10 protein-coding genes are annotated in these 17,490 nt (G+C 73.2%); 7 read left to right on the top strand and 3 right to left on the bottom strand.

The features are described from left to right. Nucleotides 1-93: 93 nt before the first annotated feature. Nucleotides 94-1,671 (bottom strand): MFS transporter, encoded by a 1,578-nt coding sequence (locus tag ACFWNV_RS17805; protein ID WP_383947384.1) that lies wholly within the window; start codon nt 1,669-1,671, stop codon nt 94-96. 417 nt (nt 1,672-2,088) lie between these two features. Here ACFWNV_RS17805 and ACFWNV_RS17800 point away from each other — a divergent pair, with 417 nt between their 5' ends. The 3 genes from ACFWNV_RS17800 (at nt 2,089) to mfd (ending at nt 9,241) form a co-directional block, all read left to right on the top strand. After that, entirely contained in the window at nt 2,089-2,865 is a 777-nt protein-coding gene (locus ACFWNV_RS17800; RefSeq protein ID WP_383947381.1) for an ABC transporter ATP-binding protein, read from the top strand. Then, nucleotides 2,862-5,435: an ABC transporter permease gene (locus tag ACFWNV_RS17795; RefSeq protein ID WP_383947378.1), complete on the top strand. Its 2,574-nt coding sequence runs from the start codon at nt 2,862-2,864 to the stop codon at nt 5,433-5,435. Before ACFWNV_RS17800 ends, ACFWNV_RS17795 begins: the two co-directional genes overlap by 4 nt. A gap of 245 nt (nt 5,436-5,680) precedes the next feature. Next, entirely contained in the window at nt 5,681-9,241 is a 3,561-nt protein-coding gene (gene mfd / locus ACFWNV_RS17790; protein ID WP_383947376.1) for a transcription-repair coupling factor, read from the top strand. 106 nt (nt 9,242-9,347) lie between these two features. Here mfd and ACFWNV_RS17785 read toward each other — a convergent pair whose 3' ends face one another. Further along, the gene (locus ACFWNV_RS17785) at nt 9,348-9,509 is read right to left on the bottom strand and encodes an Rv0909 family putative TA system antitoxin (RefSeq protein WP_327306380.1); all 162 of its coding nucleotides are present in this window, start codon (nt 9,507-9,509) and stop codon (nt 9,348-9,350) included. A 110-nt stretch (nt 9,510-9,619) separates the two neighbouring features. On the opposite strand from ACFWNV_RS17785, the gene ACFWNV_RS17780 reads away from it, so the two are divergent. The 4 genes from ACFWNV_RS17780 (at nt 9,620) to ACFWNV_RS17765 (ending at nt 14,948) form a co-directional block, all read left to right on the top strand. Then, nucleotides 9,620-10,336, top strand: a complete 717-nt coding sequence (locus tag ACFWNV_RS17780; RefSeq protein WP_383947373.1) for an HNH endonuclease family protein — start codon at nt 9,620-9,622, stop codon at nt 10,334-10,336. 145 nt (nt 10,337-10,481) lie between these two features. Further along, nucleotides 10,482-12,620 carry an N-6 DNA methylase gene (locus ACFWNV_RS17775; RefSeq protein WP_383947370.1) on the top strand — a complete coding sequence of 713 codons (2,139 nt, stop codon included), beginning with the start codon at nt 10,482-10,484 and terminating at the stop codon, nt 12,618-12,620. 172 nt (nt 12,621-12,792) lie between these two features. After that, nucleotides 12,793-13,443: a hypothetical protein gene (locus ACFWNV_RS17770; RefSeq protein ID WP_383947367.1), complete on the top strand. Its 651-nt coding sequence runs from the start codon at nt 12,793-12,795 to the stop codon at nt 13,441-13,443. Next, nucleotides 13,440-14,948 carry a protein kinase gene (locus tag ACFWNV_RS17765; protein ID WP_383947364.1) on the top strand — a complete coding sequence of 503 codons (1,509 nt, stop codon included), beginning with the start codon at nt 13,440-13,442 and terminating at the stop codon, nt 14,946-14,948. The genes ACFWNV_RS17770 and ACFWNV_RS17765 overlap by 4 nt, the downstream gene beginning before the upstream one ends. A gap of 39 nt (nt 14,949-14,987) precedes the next feature. Here ACFWNV_RS17765 and ACFWNV_RS17760 read toward each other — a convergent pair whose 3' ends face one another. After that, nucleotides 14,988-17,372 carry a YfhO family protein gene (locus tag ACFWNV_RS17760; protein ID WP_383947361.1) on the bottom strand — a complete coding sequence of 795 codons (2,385 nt, stop codon included), beginning with the start codon at nt 17,370-17,372 and terminating at the stop codon, nt 14,988-14,990. Between the last annotated feature and the right edge of the window lie 118 nt (nt 17,373-17,490).

The raw sequence follows: 17,490 nt of genomic DNA, 5'->3' as shown, positions 1-17,490 counted from the left end.
GCAGAGGGTTACCGAATCGGTCCGGGCATGACAAGTCGGTTGCCCCTCGGCGGCGTCGCCTTTGCGCCAACTCCGGGGCGCCCGCGCCCGCCCTCACCCCTCCCGTTGCTCCGGCAGCACCGGGAACCGGCGCGGGGCCACCAGCAGCAGCACCAGGGCCGACGCGGCCGCCGCCAGGCTCGCGCCGAGGAAGATGTGGTCCCCGGCGGCGGACACCGCCCGGCGCAGGTACTCGGCGGCCTCCGGGGGGAGGAGGTCGGGGTGGGTCAGTGCCTTGGCCACGTCGTCCAGGTTCGAGGGCAGCCCGGGCACCGGGGCCTCCGACAGCCGGGCGGCGATGGTGGCGTTGGCGACGGCCCCGAGCAGCGCCGCTCCGATGCTCTGCCCGACGTTGCGGCAGAACAGCACCGAGGCGGTCGTGGTGCCGCGCTCCTCCCAGCCCACCGTGGACTGGACCCCGACGATCAGCGGGAGCTGGAACAGGCCGAGGGCCGCGCCCAGCAGCAGCATGATCAGCACGGGCTGCCAGACGGGGGCGGGGTAGGGGAGCACGGCGAAGGAGCCGAGGACCAGGGCGGCCAGCCCCACCCCGGTGGCGGCGGTGTTGCGGAAGCCGATGCGCCGGTAGACGTGCTGGGCGAGGGCGGCGCTGACCGGCCAGCTCAGGGTCATCGCGGAGGCGACCAGACCGGCGCCGGTGGGGCCGAGGCCCAGGACGGTCTGGGCGTACGTCGGCACGAACAGCATCGGGGCGACCATCAGCAGGCCGAGCCCGGCCATGGCCAGGTTGACGGCGGCGATGGTGCGCCGGCGCCACACCCAGCCGGGCAGGATGGGCTGCTCGGCCCGGCGCTCGATCCAGACGACGAGCACGCCCAGCGCCGCGGCGGATCCGAGCAGGAGCACCGAGGGCGTCGACAGCCAGGGCCAGGCGACTCCGCCCTGCACCAGCGCGAAGAGCAGCAGCCCCCCGCAGGCGAACACGGCGACGGCGCCCGGCCAGTCGACGGGTCCGGTGCGGCCGGGGGCCCGGGTGGGCTCGACCAGGTGGCGGCTGATGATCCACAGGGCGGCGGCGGCCAGCGGCAGGTTGAGCAGGAAGATCCAGCGCCAGTCGGTGTACGTGGCGATCAGCCCGCCGAGCGCGGGGCCGGCCAGCGCCGAGCCGGCCCAGACCACGGACATCCGGGACTGGATGCGCGGCCGGTCCTTGAGGGGGTAGAGATCGGCGGCCAGGGTCTGCACGGTGCCCTGCAGGGCGCCGCCGCCCAGGCCCTGGAGGATCCGGAAGGCGATGAGGGCGGCCATGTTCCACGCGGCCGCGCACAGCAGGGAGCCGAGCAGGAAGAGGCTGATGCCGAGGAGCAGGACGGGCTTGCGGCCGTAGGTGTCGGAGAGCTTGCCGTAGACGGGCAGGGTGACGGTTCCGGCCAGGATGTAGCCCGAGAAGATCCAGGAGAAGACGGCGAAGCCGCCGAGGTCGCCGACGATCTGCGGGACGGCGGTGGCGACGATGGCGCCGTCGAGGGCGACGAGGCCCATGGTCAGCATCAGGGCGGCGACGACGGCCGTACGGGGCCGCCCGGGCGCCGCGGATCTGGTCCGTTCCTCCTCGGGTATGCCTCCGGCACTGTCGTCGGTACTCGCGCCCTTGCTCTCCCCTGAGCCCATGAAAAACCCTTCACCCCGTGGCTACCTGCGCAGACACCCTCTCACTGAGGCATTACGCGGTGGTATCCCCCGAGGGCGCCTCGTCCCAACGGGCGAGATCCCCTAGGGGTTGGTCCTCATAAGGGTCCAGGGGCGCTTCGTCCCGGGGGAGGAGGAGGAAAGCCCGCGCGGGTCTTTAACTGGTGTCTACAGGGCGGGAGTCCGGGGGGTAGGGCTAGCACCCCTATGGATACGGCGATTGGCACCAGCGCGCCGCGGTACCCCCGGCCAGCAGACTTCGAGTGAAGCGCAGCACAGCGCATCACGGCACAGCACATCGCAGCGCACGAAGCACGAAGCACGAAGCACGAAGCACGAAGCACGTGAAGCACCGACGACCGTACGCACAGAACGAGGGGGAACACCGTGACAACGGCTATGACCGAAACCAGGCACGGGGGCACTGGAGGGCATGGGGCCGTCGCGGCGCGTGCACGGAAGGTCGTCAAGGCCTACGGCTCCGGGGAGACGCGGGTCGTCGCCCTGGACGCGGTGGACGTGGACATCCACCGCGGCCAGTTCACCGCGATCATGGGGCCCTCGGGCTCCGGCAAGTCCACGCTGATGCACTGCCTGGCCGGTCTGGACACGGTCACGAGCGGTCAGATCTTCCTGGACGACACCGAGATCACCGGGCTGAAGGACAAGAAGCTCACGCAGCTGCGCCGCGACCGGATCGGCTTCATCTTCCAGGCCTTCAACCTGCTGCCGACGCTCAACGCCCTGGAGAACATCACGCTCCCCATGGACATCGCCGGCCGCAAGGCCGACGCGGAGTGGCTGAACCGGGTCGTGGAGACCGTGGGCCTGGCGGGCCGCCTCAAGCACCGTCCGACCGAGCTCTCCGGCGGCCAGCAGCAGCGCGTGGCGGTCGCCCGCGCCCTGGCTTCCCGGCCCCAGATCATCTTCGGCGACGAGCCCACCGGAAACCTCGACTCCCGGGCCGGCGCGGAGGTCCTCGGCTTCCTGCGCCGCTCGGTGAACGAGCTGGGCCAGACCATCGTCATGGTCACCCACGACCCGGTCGCCGCCTCCTACGCGGACCGCGTCATCTTCCTCGCCGACGGCCGGATCGTGGACGAGATGTACACGCCCACCGCCGACCAGGTCCTGGACCGCATGAAGGACTTCGACGCACGCGGGCGGACGTCATGACCGTCATGAAGACCGCGCGGCGCAACTTCTTCGCGCACAAGGGGCGCATGGCGCTCTCCGCCGTGGCCGTCCTGCTCTCCGTCGCCTTCGTCTGCGGGACGCTGGTGTTCACGGACACCATGAACACCACCTTCGACAAGCTGTTCGCGGTCACCAACTCCAATGTCACGGTCACCCCGAAGGAGGCCGAGAACACCGGGGAGACCCCCGACACCGGCAAGCCCCAGGCGCTGCCCGGCTCGGTCGTCGAGCAGGTGAAGAAGGCCGAGGGCGTGAAGTCCGCCGAGGGCGGCGTCGCCTCGATGGCGGTCACCGTCGTCAACTCCAAGAACGAGAACCTCGGCTCGACCACCGGAGCCCCGACCTTCGCGGGCAACTGGACCGAGAACGAACTGAAGTCGATGAAGATCATCGAGGGGCAGGCCCCGCGCGGCCCCACCGACGTGATGATCGACAGCGATACGGCGAAGAAGCACCATCTGGGGCTCGGTGACGACATCCGCACCATCACCGTCACCGGCGACATCCGCTCCAAGATCACCGGCATCGCCGCCTTCACCGTGACCAACCCCGGTGCGACCGTCGTCTACTTCGACACCGCCACCTCGCAGCAGAAGCTGCTCGGCGCCCCGGACGCCTTCACCCACGTGAACGTCACCGCCAAGGACGGGCTGAGCGACACGCAGCTCAAGGCGAACGTCGCTTCCGCCCTCGGCGCCGACACCTACAAGCTGCAGACCGCGAAGGAAGCCGCGGACGCCAACAAGAAGAGCATGGACTTCCTCGACATCATGAAGTGGGTGATGCTCGGCTTCGCCGCGATCGCCTTCCTCGTCGGGATCTTCCTGATCTTCAACACCTTCTCGATGCTGGTCGCCCAGCGCACCCGGGAGATCGGCCTGATGCGGGCCATCGGCGCCGACAGCGGCCAGGTCCTCAAGTCGGTGGTCATCGAGGCACTGCTGCTCGGCGTCGTCGGCTCGATCCTCGGCGTCGCCGCCGGTGTGGGCCTGGCCGTCGGCCTGATGCAGCTCATGAGCCAGATGGGCATGAGCCTGTCCACCGAGGACCTGACCATCGCCTGGACCACCCCGGTCATCGGCATCGTCCTCGGCGTCGTCGTCACCGTGGTCTCCGCCTTCATACCGGCCAGGCGGGCCGGCAAGGTCTCCCCGATGGCGGCCCTGCGCGAGTCCGGCACCCCCGGCGACAAGAAGGCCGGCCGGATCCGTGCCGCCCTGGGCCTGGGCCTCACCGGCATCGGCGCCGCGGCCCTGTATCTCGCCGGCAGCGCCGACACCGCCGGCACCGGAGCGCAGTGGCTGGGGCTGGGCGTCCTGTTCACCCTCCTCGGGTTCATCGTGATCGGCCCGCTCCTCGCGGGCGTCGTGGTCCGGGCCCTGTCCGCCCCGGTGCTGCGGCCCTTCGGTTCCATAGGCCGCCTCGCCGAGCGCAACGCACTGCGCAACCCGCGCCGCACCGGTGCCACCGCCGCCGCGCTGATGATCGGCCTCGCGCTGGTCGCCTGCCTGTCGGTGGTCGGCTCCTCGATGGTGGCCTCGGCCACCGACGAGCTCGACAAGTCGGTCGGCGCGGACTTCATCGTCCAGTCCCAGACCGGGCAGCCCGTCGTACCGCAGGCCGAGGAAGCCCTGCGGCGTACCCAGGGCCTGGCGCACGTCACCGTCTACCGGGAGGTCGACGCCAAGATCACCGCCCCGGACGGCACCACCGAGTCCGACGGCATCGGGGCCCAGGACCCCACCTACGCCAAGGACGTCCGACGCAAGACCACCGCCGGCGAGCACGCCGACGCGTACAAGCCGGGCTCGATGTCGGTGGGCTCCGAATACGCCGCCAAGCACCAGGTCAAGCTCGGTGACGAGCTGACCGTCGCCTTCACCGGCGGCAAGACCGTCAAGCTGAAGGTCGCGGCGATCACCAGCGACGAGGGCAACCTCGACAAAGGCATGAAGTACGTCAGCACCGCCGTCGCCGAGGCGAACGTGCCGGCCGACAAGCTGCCCAGGCCCTTCATGGTGCTGGCCACCGCGAAGGACGGCCAGGACGACGCCGCCTACGCGGCGGTCAAGTCGGCGCTGGCCGAGTACCCGCAGTACCAGGTGCTCAACCAGACGGACTACAAGCAGGCCCTGAAGGACCAGGTCGGCCAGCTCCTGAACGTGGTCTACGCCCTCCTCGCCCTCGCGATCATCGTCGCGGTCCTGGGCGTGGTGAACACCCTGGCCCTCTCGGTGGTCGAGCGGACCCGCGAGATCGGCCTGATGCGCGCCATCGGCCTCTCCCGCCGCCAGCTGCGCCGCATGATCCGCCTGGAGTCCGTGGTCATCGCCCTCTTCGGCGCCCTGCTGGGCCTCGGCCTGGGCATGGGCTGGGGCGCCACGGCCCACCAGCTCCTCGCACTGGAGGGCATGAAGATCCTCGAGATCCCGTGGCCCACCATCCTCGGCGTGTTCGCCGGCTCCGCCCTGGTCGGCCTGCTGGCCGCACTGGTCCCGGCTTTCCGGGCGGGCCGGATGAACGTCCTGAACGCGATCGCCAGCGAGTAGTCGCCGGCCGGTCGTACGGGGGAGCGCCCCGGCCCCGTCTCACCCTTTCGGGTGCGGCGGGGCCGGGGTCGTTCCGGAGGGGACCGGGTGCCCCGCCGCCACCCCCACGGGGGACGCGAATCCCACGCGCGGGTGTCGGACCCGCGTCGTAGGGTGGGAACCCCCGGCCCGTTCGACGTGTCGGGTCCTTCGCGTTGCCGCCCGGCGGGGACGCGCCGCACCTCATCGGATGGAAAGCCGCCTTCATGAGCCTGCACGGACTGCTCGACGCCGTCACCCGGGACCCCGCACTCGCCGAGGCGGTCACCGCGGCCGGGGACGGCAACCGCATGCACGTGGACCTCGTCGGCCCGGCGGCCGCGCGGCCCTTCGCCATCGCCGCGCTGGCCACCCGCACCGAGCGGACCGTGCTCGCGGTCACCGCCACCGGACGGGAGGCGGAGGACCTCGCCGCCGCACTGCGTTCCCTGCTGCCCCCCGACGAGGTGGCGGAGTACCCCTCCTGGGAGACGCTGCCGCACGAACGGCTGAGCCCGCGCAGTGACACCGTGGGCCGCCGGATCGCCGTCCTGCGCCGCCTCGCGCACCCGAGCAAGGACGACCCCGCCGCGGGACCGGTCTCGGTGGTCGTCGCGCCGATCCGGTCCGTGCTCCAGCCGCAGGTCAAGGGGCTCGGCGACCTGGTCCCGGTGAGCCTGCGCCAGGGCGAGAGCGTGGACCTCGGCGCGGTGACGCAGGCGCTCGCCGCAGCCGCGTACGCCCGGGTGGAGCTCGTCGAGAAGCGCGGCGAGTTCGCCGTCCGCGGCGGCATCCTCGACGTGTTCCCGCCCACCGAGGAACACCCGCTGCGCGTGGAGTTCTGGGGCGACGAGGTCGAGGAGATCCGGTACTTCAAGGTCGCCGATCAGCGTTCCCTGGAGATCGCCCAGCACGGCCTGTGGGCCCCGCCCTGCCGGGAGCTGCTGCTCACCGACCAGGTCCGCGAGCGCGCCGCGGCCCTCGCCGAGCTCCACCCCGAGCTCGGCGAACTGCTGCACAAGATCGCCGAGGGGATCGCGGTCGAGGGCATGGAGTCCCTGGCCCCGGTCCTGGTCGACGACATGGAGCTGCTGATCGACGTGCTGCCCGCAGGCTCGATGGCCGTCGTGTGCGATCCGGAGCGGGTGCGGACGCGGGCCTCCGACCTGGTGGCGACCTCGCAGGAGTTCCTGATGGCCTCCTGGGCGGCCACCGCCGGCGGCGGCGAGGCCCCCATCGACGTGGGCGCGGCCTCGCTGCGCGGGATCGCCGACGTACGGGAGCACGCGCGCGAGCTCGGCATGATGTGGTGGTCGGTGTCCCCCTTCGCGGCGGACGAGACGTTGACATATGCCGCTGACGCGGCGGGCGCGATCGGCCGCGACACCCTCAGCCTCGGCATGCACGCCCCCGAGGCCTACCGCGGCGACACCGCCCGGGCGCTCGCCGACACCAAGGCCTGGCTCGCCGACGGCTGGCGCACCGTCTACCTGACCGAGGGCCACGGGCCGGCCGCCCGTACCGTCGAGGTCCTCGGCGGCGAGGGCATCGCGGCCCGCCTGGAGGCGGACGTCACCGACCTGGAGCCCTCGCTGGTCCACGTCTCGTGCGGCTCCCTCGACAACGGCTTCGTCGACCCGGTCCTCAAGCTCGCCGTCCTCACCGAGACCGACCTGACCGGCCAGCGCACCGCCACCAAGGACCTCGGCCGGATGCCGACCCGGCGCCGCAAGACGATCGACCCGCTGACCCTGGAGGTCGGCGACTACATCGTCCACGAGCAGCACGGCGTCGGCCGCTACATCGAGATGGTGCAGCGCACCGTGCAGGGCGCCACCCGCGAGTACCTGCTCGTCGAGTACGCGCCGGCCAAGCGCGGCCAGCCCGGCGACCGCCTCTACATCCCCACCGACCAGCTGGAGCAGGTCACCAAGTACGTCGGCGGCGAGGCCCCGACCCTGCACCGGCTCGGCGGCGCCGACTGGACCAAGACCAAGGCGCGCGCGAAGAAGGCGGTCAAGGAGATCGCCGCCGACCTGATCAAGCTCTACAGCGCCCGCATGGCGGCCCCCGGCCACACCTTCGGCCCCGACACCCCCTGGCAGCGCGAGCTGGAGGACGCCTTCCCGTACGCGGAGACCCCCGACCAGCTCACCACCATCGCCGAGGTGAAGGAGGACATGGAGAAGTCGGTCCCCATGGACCGCCTGATCTGCGGAGACGTGGGCTACGGAAAGACCGAGATCGCGGTGCGCGCCGCCTTCAAGGCGGTCCAGGACGGCAAGCAGGTCGCCGTCCTCGTCCCGACCACGCTGCTCGTGCAGCAGCACTTCGGGACCTTCTCCGAGCGGTACGCGCAGTTCCCGGTCAAGGTGAAGCCGCTGTCGCGCTTCCAGAGCGAGGGCGAGTCGAAGGCGACGCTGGAGGGCCTGCGCGAGGGCTCCGTCGACATCGTCATCGGCACGCACCGGCTGTTCTCGCAGGAGACCAAGTTCAAGGACCTGGGCCTGGTCATCGTCGACGAGGAGCAGCGGTTCGGCGTCGAGCACAAGGAGCAGCTGAAGAAGCTGCGCGCCAACGTCGACGTGCTGACGATGTCCGCGACCCCCATCCCGCGCACCCTGGAGATGGCGGTGACCGGCATCCGCGAGATGTCCACGATCACCACCCCGCCCGAGGAGCGCCACCCGGTCCTGACCTTCGTCGGGCCCTACGAGGAGAAGCAGATCGGCGCCGCGATCCGCCGCGAGCTGCTCCGCGAGGGCCAGTGCTTCTACATCCACAACCGGGTCGAGTCCATCGACCGGGCGGCCGCCAAGCTCCGCGAGATCGTGCCCGAGGCGCGCATCGCGACGGCGCACGGCCAGATGTCGGAACAGGCCCTGGAACAGGTGGTGGTGGACTTCTGGGAGAAGAAGTTCGACGTGCTGGTCTCCACGACGATCGTCGAGTCCGGCATCGACATCTCCAACGCCAACACCCTCATCGTCGAGCGCGGCGACAACTTCGGCCTCTCCCAGCTCCACCAGCTGCGCGGCCGCGTGGGCCGAGGCCGCGAGCGCGGGTACGCCTACTTCCTGTACCCGCCGGAGAAGCCGCTGACCGAGACCGCGCACGAGCGGCTCGCGACGATTGCCCAGCACACCGAGATGGGCGCGGGCATGTACGTGGCGATGAAGGACCTGGAGATCCGCGGCGCGGGCAACCTGCTCGGCGGCGAGCAGTCCGGCCACATCGCGGGCGTCGGCTTCGACCTCTACATCCGGATGGTCGGCGAGGCCGTGGCCGACTACCGGTCGGCGGTCGACGGACAGGTCGAGGAGGAGCCGCCGCTCGAGGTCAAGATCGAGCTGCCGGTCGACGCGCACGTCCCGCACGACTACGCGCCGGGCGAGCGGCTGCGCCTGCAGGCGTACCGGTCCATCGCGGCGGCCAACTCCGAGGAGGACGTCAAGGCGGTCCGCGAGGAGCTCACCGACCGCTACGGCAAGCTGCCCGAGCCGGTGGAGAACCTGCTGCTGGTGGCCGGACTGCGGATGCTCGCCCGCGCCTGCGGGGTCGGCGACATCACCCTCCAGGGCCCCAACATCCGCTTCGGGCCGGTGGAGTTGCGCGAGTCGCAGGAGCTGCGGCTGAAGCGGCTCTACCCGGGTTCGGTGATCAAGCCGGCCGCCTCGCAGGTGCTGGTGCCGCGGCCGAAGACCGCCCGGGTGGGCGGGAAGCCGCTGGTCGGACGGGAACTGCTGGGCTGGACCGGGGAGTTCCTCGCCACGATCCTCGGCTCGTAAGGGCTCGTAGTCGCGGCGCCCGTAGCCGCGGCGCTCGTGGACACGGCGACGGCCGCGTCGGGGACCTTCCGGTCCCCGGTCGCGGCCGTTCGCGTTCCCGCGGGGGCTACTTGTTCGGGTCGTCGTCGATGCCGAGCTTCTCTTCCATCGTCTGCTGGGCCTTGTCGATCTGGTCCGCGTACTTGTTGCCGGTCTTCTCGTTGGCCTCTTGTTCGAGGTTGTCGGAGATGTCCTTGCCCTTGTCCTTGAACCTGTCGAAAATCCCCATGCTCGGGCTCCTTCCGTGATCCCGTTTGCGACGCTACGCCCGTTAGGTGCCGTTCGCTCGCTGGAGGGTCGGAACGTCCCGTAATCGCATGGAGTTTATGATCTTGTCCTATGCGCTCCCACCAGCTGTTTCCCACCCTCCTCCTCGCCTCGGCCCTCGCGCTGTCCGGCTGCACCGCTCTCCCCGGGTCCGGCGCCGGTGCGGCTGCGAACGCCCCCGGGCCTGCCAACGGGCCGGTGGCCCTGGCCTCGGTGGACGGGCTCGCGGTCAAGGGGCGGGCGCCGAAGACGGGTTACGCGCGCGAGCAGTTCGGCAAGGGCTGGCTGGACACGGACGGCAGCGGCTGCGGGACCCGCGAGGACATCCTCAAGCGGGACCTGGCCCGTACCACCTTCAAGGGCGGCTGCAAGGTGCTGACCGGAGTCCTGGAGAAGGACCCCTACACCGGCGCCCGGATCACGCACGAACGCGGCCGCACCGGCGTGGACATCGACCACATCGTGGCCCTCTCCGACGCCTGGCAGAAAGGGGCCGGAGGCTGGGACAAGGGCAAGCGCGTCGCCTTCGCCAACGATCCGCTGAACCTGCTCGCGGTCGACGCCGCGGCGAACCGCAAGAAGGGGGACGGGGACGCGGCCACCTGGCTCCCGCCGGACCGCGGGTACCGCTGCCACTACGTCGCCGCCCAGATCTCGGTCAAGCGGAAGTACGGTCTGTGGGTCACGGTCGGTGAGCGCGACGCGATGAAACGGGTCCTCGCCGGCTGTCCCGGAGAGCGCCTGCCGACCGGGGGCAACCCCACCCGCCCGCCGGAGCGCATGCGCTGATCCCGGGTGGCTCCTGCCTGATCTGAGTCCATTTCGGCGTGATCATCACGGCAGGGTGTGTGAACCGAGTCAACGAGCTGTCGATGGATTGTTAAATTCACGCTGTGAATGGGTCTCTCCACTGTGCGGCGGTAGGCTCGCGCACATGCCGGAGCAGAAGCCCCCCACCGGGGCCCCCGCCGCCCCCGAAGTCACCGCCGCCGAGATCGCCCGTCTCGCCGGAGTCGGCCGCGCCGCCGTGAGCAACTGGCGGCGCCGCCATGCCGACTTCCCCCGTCCCGTCGGCGGCACCGAGACCAGTCCCTCCTTCGCGCTGGCGCAGGTCACCGACTGGCTCCGGGCCCAGGGCAAGCTCGCCGAGGTCCCGCTGCGCGAGCGCGTCTGGCAGTACGTCACCGCCCACCCGGGCGGCTCCGTGGCCGCGCTCGTCAAAGCCGGGAGCGCGCTGCTCCTCGTACGGGACCGGCCCATGGAGTGGCTGGAGGCCTCGGCCGTCTCCGACGAGCGGATGGCCACCCTGCTGGCGCCCGCCCTCGACCGGGTGCTCGCCCTGCGGTTCGGGCCCGCGCACCCGCTCGGGTCCACGGCCCCCCTGTCGCCCGGCGCGGTGCCCTTCCTGCGGGCCGCCGCCGAGCTCGCCGCCGAACTCGGCACCAGGGGAGCCTTCGAGTTCCTGCTCGGCCGGCACCTCGAAGCCAACCCCCGCCAGTACACGCTCACCCCGGACGGCCTCGCCACCCTCATGGCCGCCCTCGCCGCACCCCCCTCCGGCGCGAGCACCGGACCGGCCGGCCCCGCACCCTTCACGGTCCTGGACCCCGCCTGCGGCACCGGCACCCTGCTGCGGTCCGTCCCCGGGGCCACCACCCGCTACGCGCAGGACAGTTCGCCCGAGCTCGCCTCCCTCGCCGCCCTGCGCCTCGCCCTGCAGTCGGACGCCCCGGTCCGCGCCGCCGCCGCCGACAGCCTGCGCGCCGACGCCTTCGCGCGGCCCGCCGCCGAACCGGTCGACGCCGTGCTCTGCCACCCGCCGTTCAACGAACGCAACTGGGGCCACGAGGAGCTGGCCTACGACCCGCGCTGGGAGTACGGACTGCCGGCCCGCGCCGAATCCGAACTCGCCTGGGTCCAGCACGCCCTGGCCCACCTGCGCGAGGGCGGCACCGCCGTCCTGCTCATGCCCCCCGCCGCCGCGGCCCGCCGCTCCGGCCGCCGGATCCGCGCCGACCTGCTGCGCCGGGGTGCGCTGCGGGCCGTCGTCGCCCTCCCGGCCGGCGCCGCGCCGCCGTACGGGATCCCGCTGCACCTGTGGGTACTGCGCAGGCCCGCCCCGCAGACCGCGCCGCCCCCGGGGCTGCTCCTCGTGGACACCGCCGCACTCGGGGAGGGGCCCGGGCAGGGGCCGGGGCGGGCCGGCTGGGCCGCCGTGCACGGCGCGGTGGAGGAGGCCTGGACGGCGTACGACCGCCGCGGCCCGGCCCCGGAAGTCCCGGACGTCCCGGGCGTGCGCCGGGTGGTGCCCGTCGTGGACCTGCTCGACGACGATGTGGACCTGACCCCGGCCCGCCACCTGCCGCCGCCCGCCGCGGGCGGCGGCCTGGCCGAGCTGACGGCCGTACGGGACCGGCTGGACTCCACGCTGAACCGCGCGGCCCGCCTCACCCCGGCGGCCCCGCCCGCCCAGCCCGCCGCGTCCCCGGACCTGCCCGCCGCCGGGCCACCGGCCCGGCTGCCGCTGACCACCGTCGGCGAGCTCGCCCGCGCCGGAGCCCTGCTCCTCCACACGGGCACGGGCAGCGGCGCGGGCCCGGCCCCCGTCCTGACCGAGTCCGACGTGAGCGCCGGCACCGGGCCCTCCGGCACCCTGGCCGCCGCCCCCGAGCCGCCGCTGCTGACCGCACCCGGTGACGTGGTCGTCCCCCTCACCGGGGGCGCCGGCGTGGCCCGGGTGGTCGACGCGGCCACCGCCGGGGCGGCGCTCGGCCGGGGCCTGCAGCTGCTGCGGCCCGATCCGGCCGCGCTGGACCCCTGGTTCCTGGCCGGCTTCCTGCGCGCCACCGCCAACAACCGCCGCGCGAGCAGCCACGCCTCCACCACGAGCCGGCTGGACGTGCGCCGCCTCGAACTGCCCCGGCTGCCGCGCACCGAGCAGGAGGTCTACGGGGCACGGTTCCGGGCGCTGGCCGAGTTCGAGGACGCCCTGCGGCTGGCAGCCCGGCTCGGGGAGCAGCTCGTACAGGGGCTGTACGACGGCCTGTCGGACGGCACGGTCCGGCCCGAATGAGCATCCCGGCCGAGGCGGCGGACCGCGCGGGGCTGCGACCGTACAACGGTTGAGCGCATCCCCTCACTCCCGGCCGGGAACGCTGTATACGCTCTGACCCGGAATCCTCCGTACTTCTTCGTCCTTCCGCCCTTTCTCCGCCCTTTCTCCGCACGGCCCGTCAGGAGCAGCGATGCACGGCCCCGGCACTCCGCCGCCCCACGGTCACCAGCCCACCACCGGGGGCGTGGTGGCGCTCCGCGTGCTGTTCGCGCTGCTGCCGATCCTGAGCTGCGGGTTCCTCGCCTGGGGGACGATGCTGCGGCTCGCGCTGGTCACCCGCAAGTCCCGGGACTGGTGGCTGCTCGGGGCCTCCGTCGGGGTCGAGGTCCTGTCGCTTGCGCTGATCGGCGCGGACCCGTCCGCCGACGCCAGCGGCCCGCAGGGCAACGCGGGGGCCTTCGGCACGCTGCTGAACGGCCTCGTGGTGTGCATCTACTACCTCGTCGCCGACATCCGGCACTTCGAGGCGCTCAAGGCCGGGCCCGCCGCGGCCGGCTGGTACCCGCCGCCCGCCTCCCCCTACGTACCGCCCCAGCAGCAGACCGGGCCCGCCTACGGATACCCGCCGGCGGCCCAAACGGCCCCGCAGCAGCAGCGCCAGCAGCCGCAGCAGCACCAGCAGCCGCAGCAGCCCCCGCACCGGCCGCAGCAGCCCGCCCCCGAGTCCGCGCCCGCCCCGACGCCGCCCCCGCGCATCGGGCAGGTCCGCGCCGAACTCGACGAGCTCAGCGAGCTCCTGCGCCGCCAGCCGCCGCCCCGCGACGAGGACCCCCGCCCGTGACGGACCGGCTCATCGGCGACCGCTACCAGCTCGCCACCATCCTCGGCCAGGGCGGCATGGGCCAGGTGTGGACGGCGTACGACCGCCGCCTGGACCGCCGCGTCGCCGTCAAGCTGCTGCGCCCCGACAAGGTGGCGGGCCCCGGCTCCGTGGCCGAGGAGCTGCGCCGCCGCTTCGTGCGCGAATGCCGGGTCACGGCGCAGGTCGACCACCCCGGGCTGGTCACCGTGCACGACGCGGGCAGCGACGGGGACGAGCTGTACCTCGTCATGCAGTACGTGGAGGGCGCCGACCTCGCCGACCACCTCGCCGAGCACGACCCCTACCCGTGGCCGTGGGCGGTCTCGGTGATCGCGCAGCTGTGCTCGGTGCTGTCGGCCGTGCACGCGGTGCCGATCGTGCACCGCGACCTGAAGCCGCGCAACGTCATGGTCCGCCCCGACGGGACCGTCCTGGTCCTCGACCTCGGCGTCGCCTCCGTGATGGACACCGACACCACCCGCCTCACCAGTACCGGTTCGCCGATCGGCAGCCCCGCGTACATGTCCCCCGAGCAGGCCATGGGCGGGGCCGTCGGCCCGCACACCGACCTCTACGCGCTCGGCGTGGTCCTGTACGAGCTGCTGTCCGGCAACGTCCCCTTCGCCGGCTCCACCGCGCTCGGGGTGCTCCACCGCCACCTGTACGAACCCCCGCTCCCGGTGCGCCAGCTGCGCCCCGAGGTGCCGCAGCAGCTGGAAGCCGTCCTGCTGAACCTGCTCGCCAAGGACCCGCAGGACCGGCCCGCCTCCGCCCAGGCGGTGTACGCGGCCCTCGCGCCGCTGCTGCCCCACCGGGGCTCGGGCGCCCCCACCGGCCCCCTCGACCCGACCCGCCCCTTCCTGCGCCCGCAGGCCCCCTGGCCCGACCGCGCCACCGTGATCCCGCCCCGGCCCGCCACCCCGCCCCAGCCGCCGCGGCCGGACGTCCCGGCTGCCGTGGAGGAGGCCAAGAAGCTCCTCGACCAGGGCATGCTCACCCAGGCCGTGGACATCCTCGGCGGCATCCTCCCGGCGGCCGCCGAACAGCACGGCGCGCACTCGCCGGTGGTCCGCTCGCTGCGCAAGCAGTACACGGCCACGCTGATGGACGACGGCCAGTACCGCCGCGCCCTGCCCGAACTGCGCAGGCTCGCGGAGGAGTTCCCGGCCGGCGACCCGCAGGCCCTGCGCTTCCGCTACGACGCGGCCCAGTGCCTGGAACAGCTCGGCGAACCGGCGGCCGCCCTCGCCGAGTACCGGGCGCTGCTGCCGCTCTTCGAGAACCACTACGCGAACCCGGACCCGGGCCTCCCGCTGGAGGTCCGCCGCCGCATAGCGCACCTGCTGCTCTCCCTCGGCGACCGCCCGGCGGCCCACGACACCCTGGCCCGCCTCCTCTTCGACGGGGAACGCCTGCACGGCCCGAACCACCCCTTCACCGAAGAGGTCCGCCGCACCCTGCTCTGGCTGGGTCAGGTCCGCTGACGCTCCGGCCGGGTCAGGTCCGCTGACGCTCCGGCCGGCTCAGGTCCGCGGCCGCCGCCGATGACGCCGGCCCGCCGCGAGCGGGCCGGGCCGGCCGGGCAGTCCCAGCAGGCCCGCCAGGACCAGCAGGGCCGCCCCCGCGACCGCCGCCCCCGGGACGAGGCCGGGGGGCCGGAAGGTGCAGCCGATGCGGGTGGTGCGGCCGTCGAGCGGGACCGCGACCAGACCCAGCCGGGCCGCGGCCGGGCGGCCGTTGCAGGTCCAGCCCGCGATCGCGGGGGCGGAGAGCAGCGCCGTGCCCGTACTGCCCGGAGGGAGCACCGCACGGACGCCCGAGGAGCCGACCCGTACGGACACCGCGGCCGTGGCGCGCAGCCGGGCCACGGCCGAGGTCAGCAGGGAGCGGTCCAGGCAGGCCAGTTGCCAGTGCGCCGGAGCCCCCTGCTCGAAGACCAGCGCCGAGCCGGGGCCCCGGGAGGGCCCCAGGGGCTGGAGGGCCGCCCTGTTGCGCGGCGGGTTGGCGTTCAGCCGGAAGGCCGGCCCGTCCGCGAGGCGGGCCGTCCCGTTGTACTCCGGGGCCGACAGGAAGGCCTCGGTCCCCGCCCGGCAGACCCCGGGGGAGAGCGGGTCCTCGTACACCCGCGCACCGAGCAGGAGTTCCTGGTTGGCGAAGGGCGAGGCACCGTACGCCGGTTCCGGGCCCGGCGGGCGGACGGTGACCAGCGGCGGCACCTCGGCCCGCGCGACGGTGCCGTCGGGCCGCAGCCGGGCGCCGACGGAGAACACGGCGTCCGTCACCGGGTTGTCGAGGCTCTGTACGTTGCGGCCGCGCGAGGTCCAGCCCGCCCCGAGGGCCACCATCGTCCGGGTGAACAGGTCCGGGGTGTGGCTGCTGTAGTACGCGCCGCCCTCCCCGCCCAGCAGCATCGGGTCGTTGCCGGTCAGCGCGGGCCGCCCGGCGTCCGTGCGGTACGCGGGCCACCCTTCGGCTGCCGACAGGGCCTCCGCGCGCGCGGTGTGCGCCGCGCCCCACACCGGGTAGTCGTCCAGGCCCGCCAGCTTGCCCCGCTCCCCGTTGGCGGTGGTCGCCGCCGCCTGGGCCAGCAGCACCAGCGCCAGCACGGCCGCCGCGGGCAGCACCAGCCGCCGGTGGCGCAGCGCCCACCAGGCGGCCCCCGCCAGGGCCAGGCCGCCGCCGAACAGGGCCAGGCCCCACCCGGTCGCCAGCCGGCTCCCGCTCGCCGCGAGCAGCACGGCCGCCAGCGCCGCCGCACCGCCCGCCAGCGCCCACGGTCCGGGCGGGCCGGCCGACAGCCCCGCCCAGGCGGCCATCACCACGATCCCGGCCAGCACGAAGGTCTGCCGGTACGGGCTGCCGTTGGGCGTCGCGAAGAGGTGCCAGGCCAGATGCGTCGGCATCCACTGGAAGGACAGCAGCACCAGCAGGACCAGCCCCGTCCACAGAAGCCGCTCCCGCCCGGCCACCGCCCGGTGGAAGGGCAGGGCCGCCGCGAGGAGGAGGGTCCCGGTGCCGATGAACAGGGCGGGGGAGGAGAAGGAGTAGGTGGCGGGCAGCAGCCGGGCCAGCAGGTCCTCGGTGGCCACCGGCACGAAGGGCTTGAACCACCCCGGGTAGGCCTGCTTCGAGCTGAGGAAGAGGGGCACGAGCACCGGAGCCGACAGGGCGACGCCCAGCGCGGTGGTTAGCGCCGCCCGCGCAAGGCCCCGTAGCCGGTCCTTCGCGCCCTCCCGGGTGAGGAGCAGCCGGACCAGCAGCACCAGGGCCGCGCCCAGCGTCGCCATGTAGGCGGTGTAGAAGTTCGCCGTCCAGCAGAGCGCCACGACCACCACGGCCGCCGCCGGCCGGCGCGGGCGCAGCGCCCACTCACCCGTCAGACACAGGAGCGGGAGGGCGATCAGTCCGTCGAGCCACATCGGGTTGTAGGAGGCCTCGATCACCGACCAGCCGCACAGTGCGTACGAGGCCCCGAGCAGCCCCGCCGCCCACACCGGCCCGCGCCGCTGGGTGCGCAGCAGCCAGGCCATCGCCGCCGCCGCGGCCGCCGTCTTGAGCACGGTGACCACGTACACCGCGAGGTCGATGTCCCCGCGCGGGAACAGCGCCACGAGCACCGCGAACGGGCTGGTCAGGTAGGTCCCGAAGTCGGGCAGGAAGCTGGTCCCGTAGCCGGACTGCCAGTTCAGCAGCAGCCCGCCCGCGGCGCGCCCGTGCAGCAGGTCCCACAGGTGCGCGTGGAAGGGCACGAACTGATTGCCGAGGTCGTTGACGCTGCGGTGGCGGGGCCCGTACGGGAAGACGCGCGCCACGGCGTCCCCGGCGCCCAAGGCCACCGCCGTGACCAGGGCGGCGAGCGCCGAGCCGAGCAGACCGGGGCGGCGCGGGGAGCGGTGCGGTGTCGACATGGTGGGCCGACCCTGGCACTCCCGGTGGGCCGAAGGGTGGCCATCGGTGGACGCGAACCCCAACACCCCCGGAATCGTTGGTCGAACCGGTGGCTCTGATCACCTCGACTGCATAACA

This window comes from Streptomyces sp. NPDC058401 (assembly GCF_042722885.1).
In the GTDB taxonomy this organism is placed as follows: domain Bacteria; phylum Actinomycetota; class Actinomycetes; order Streptomycetales; family Streptomycetaceae; genus Streptomyces.
This window is presented reverse-complemented; position numbering and strand designations above follow the sequence as displayed.

What these genes read in the sequence shown, in the direction of transcription:
- ACFWNV_RS17780 (WP_383947373.1), top strand. Translation starts at nt 9,620, where the DNA reads ATGCGCTCCCACCAGCTGTTTCCCACCCTCCTCCTCGCCTCGGCCCTC.
- ACFWNV_RS17785 (WP_327306380.1), bottom strand. Translation starts at nt 9,509, where the DNA reads ATGGGGATTTTCGACAGGTTCAAGGACAAGGGCAAGGACATCTCCGAC.
- ACFWNV_RS17795 (WP_383947378.1), top strand. Translation starts at nt 2,862, where the DNA reads ATGACCGTCATGAAGACCGCGCGGCGCAACTTCTTCGCGCACAAGGGG.
- ACFWNV_RS17800 (WP_383947381.1), top strand. Translation starts at nt 2,089, where the DNA reads ATGACCGAAACCAGGCACGGGGGCACTGGAGGGCATGGGGCCGTCGCG.
- ACFWNV_RS17775 (WP_383947370.1), top strand. Translation starts at nt 10,482, where the DNA reads ATGCCGGAGCAGAAGCCCCCCACCGGGGCCCCCGCCGCCCCCGAAGTC.
- ACFWNV_RS17770 (WP_383947367.1), top strand. Translation starts at nt 12,793, where the DNA reads ATGCACGGCCCCGGCACTCCGCCGCCCCACGGTCACCAGCCCACCACC.
- ACFWNV_RS17805 (WP_383947384.1), bottom strand. Translation starts at nt 1,671, where the DNA reads ATGGGCTCAGGGGAGAGCAAGGGCGCGAGTACCGACGACAGTGCCGGA.
- ACFWNV_RS17760 (WP_383947361.1), bottom strand. Translation starts at nt 17,372, where the DNA reads ATGTCGACACCGCACCGCTCCCCGCGCCGCCCCGGTCTGCTCGGCTCG.
- mfd (WP_383947376.1), top strand. Translation starts at nt 5,681, where the DNA reads ATGAGCCTGCACGGACTGCTCGACGCCGTCACCCGGGACCCCGCACTC.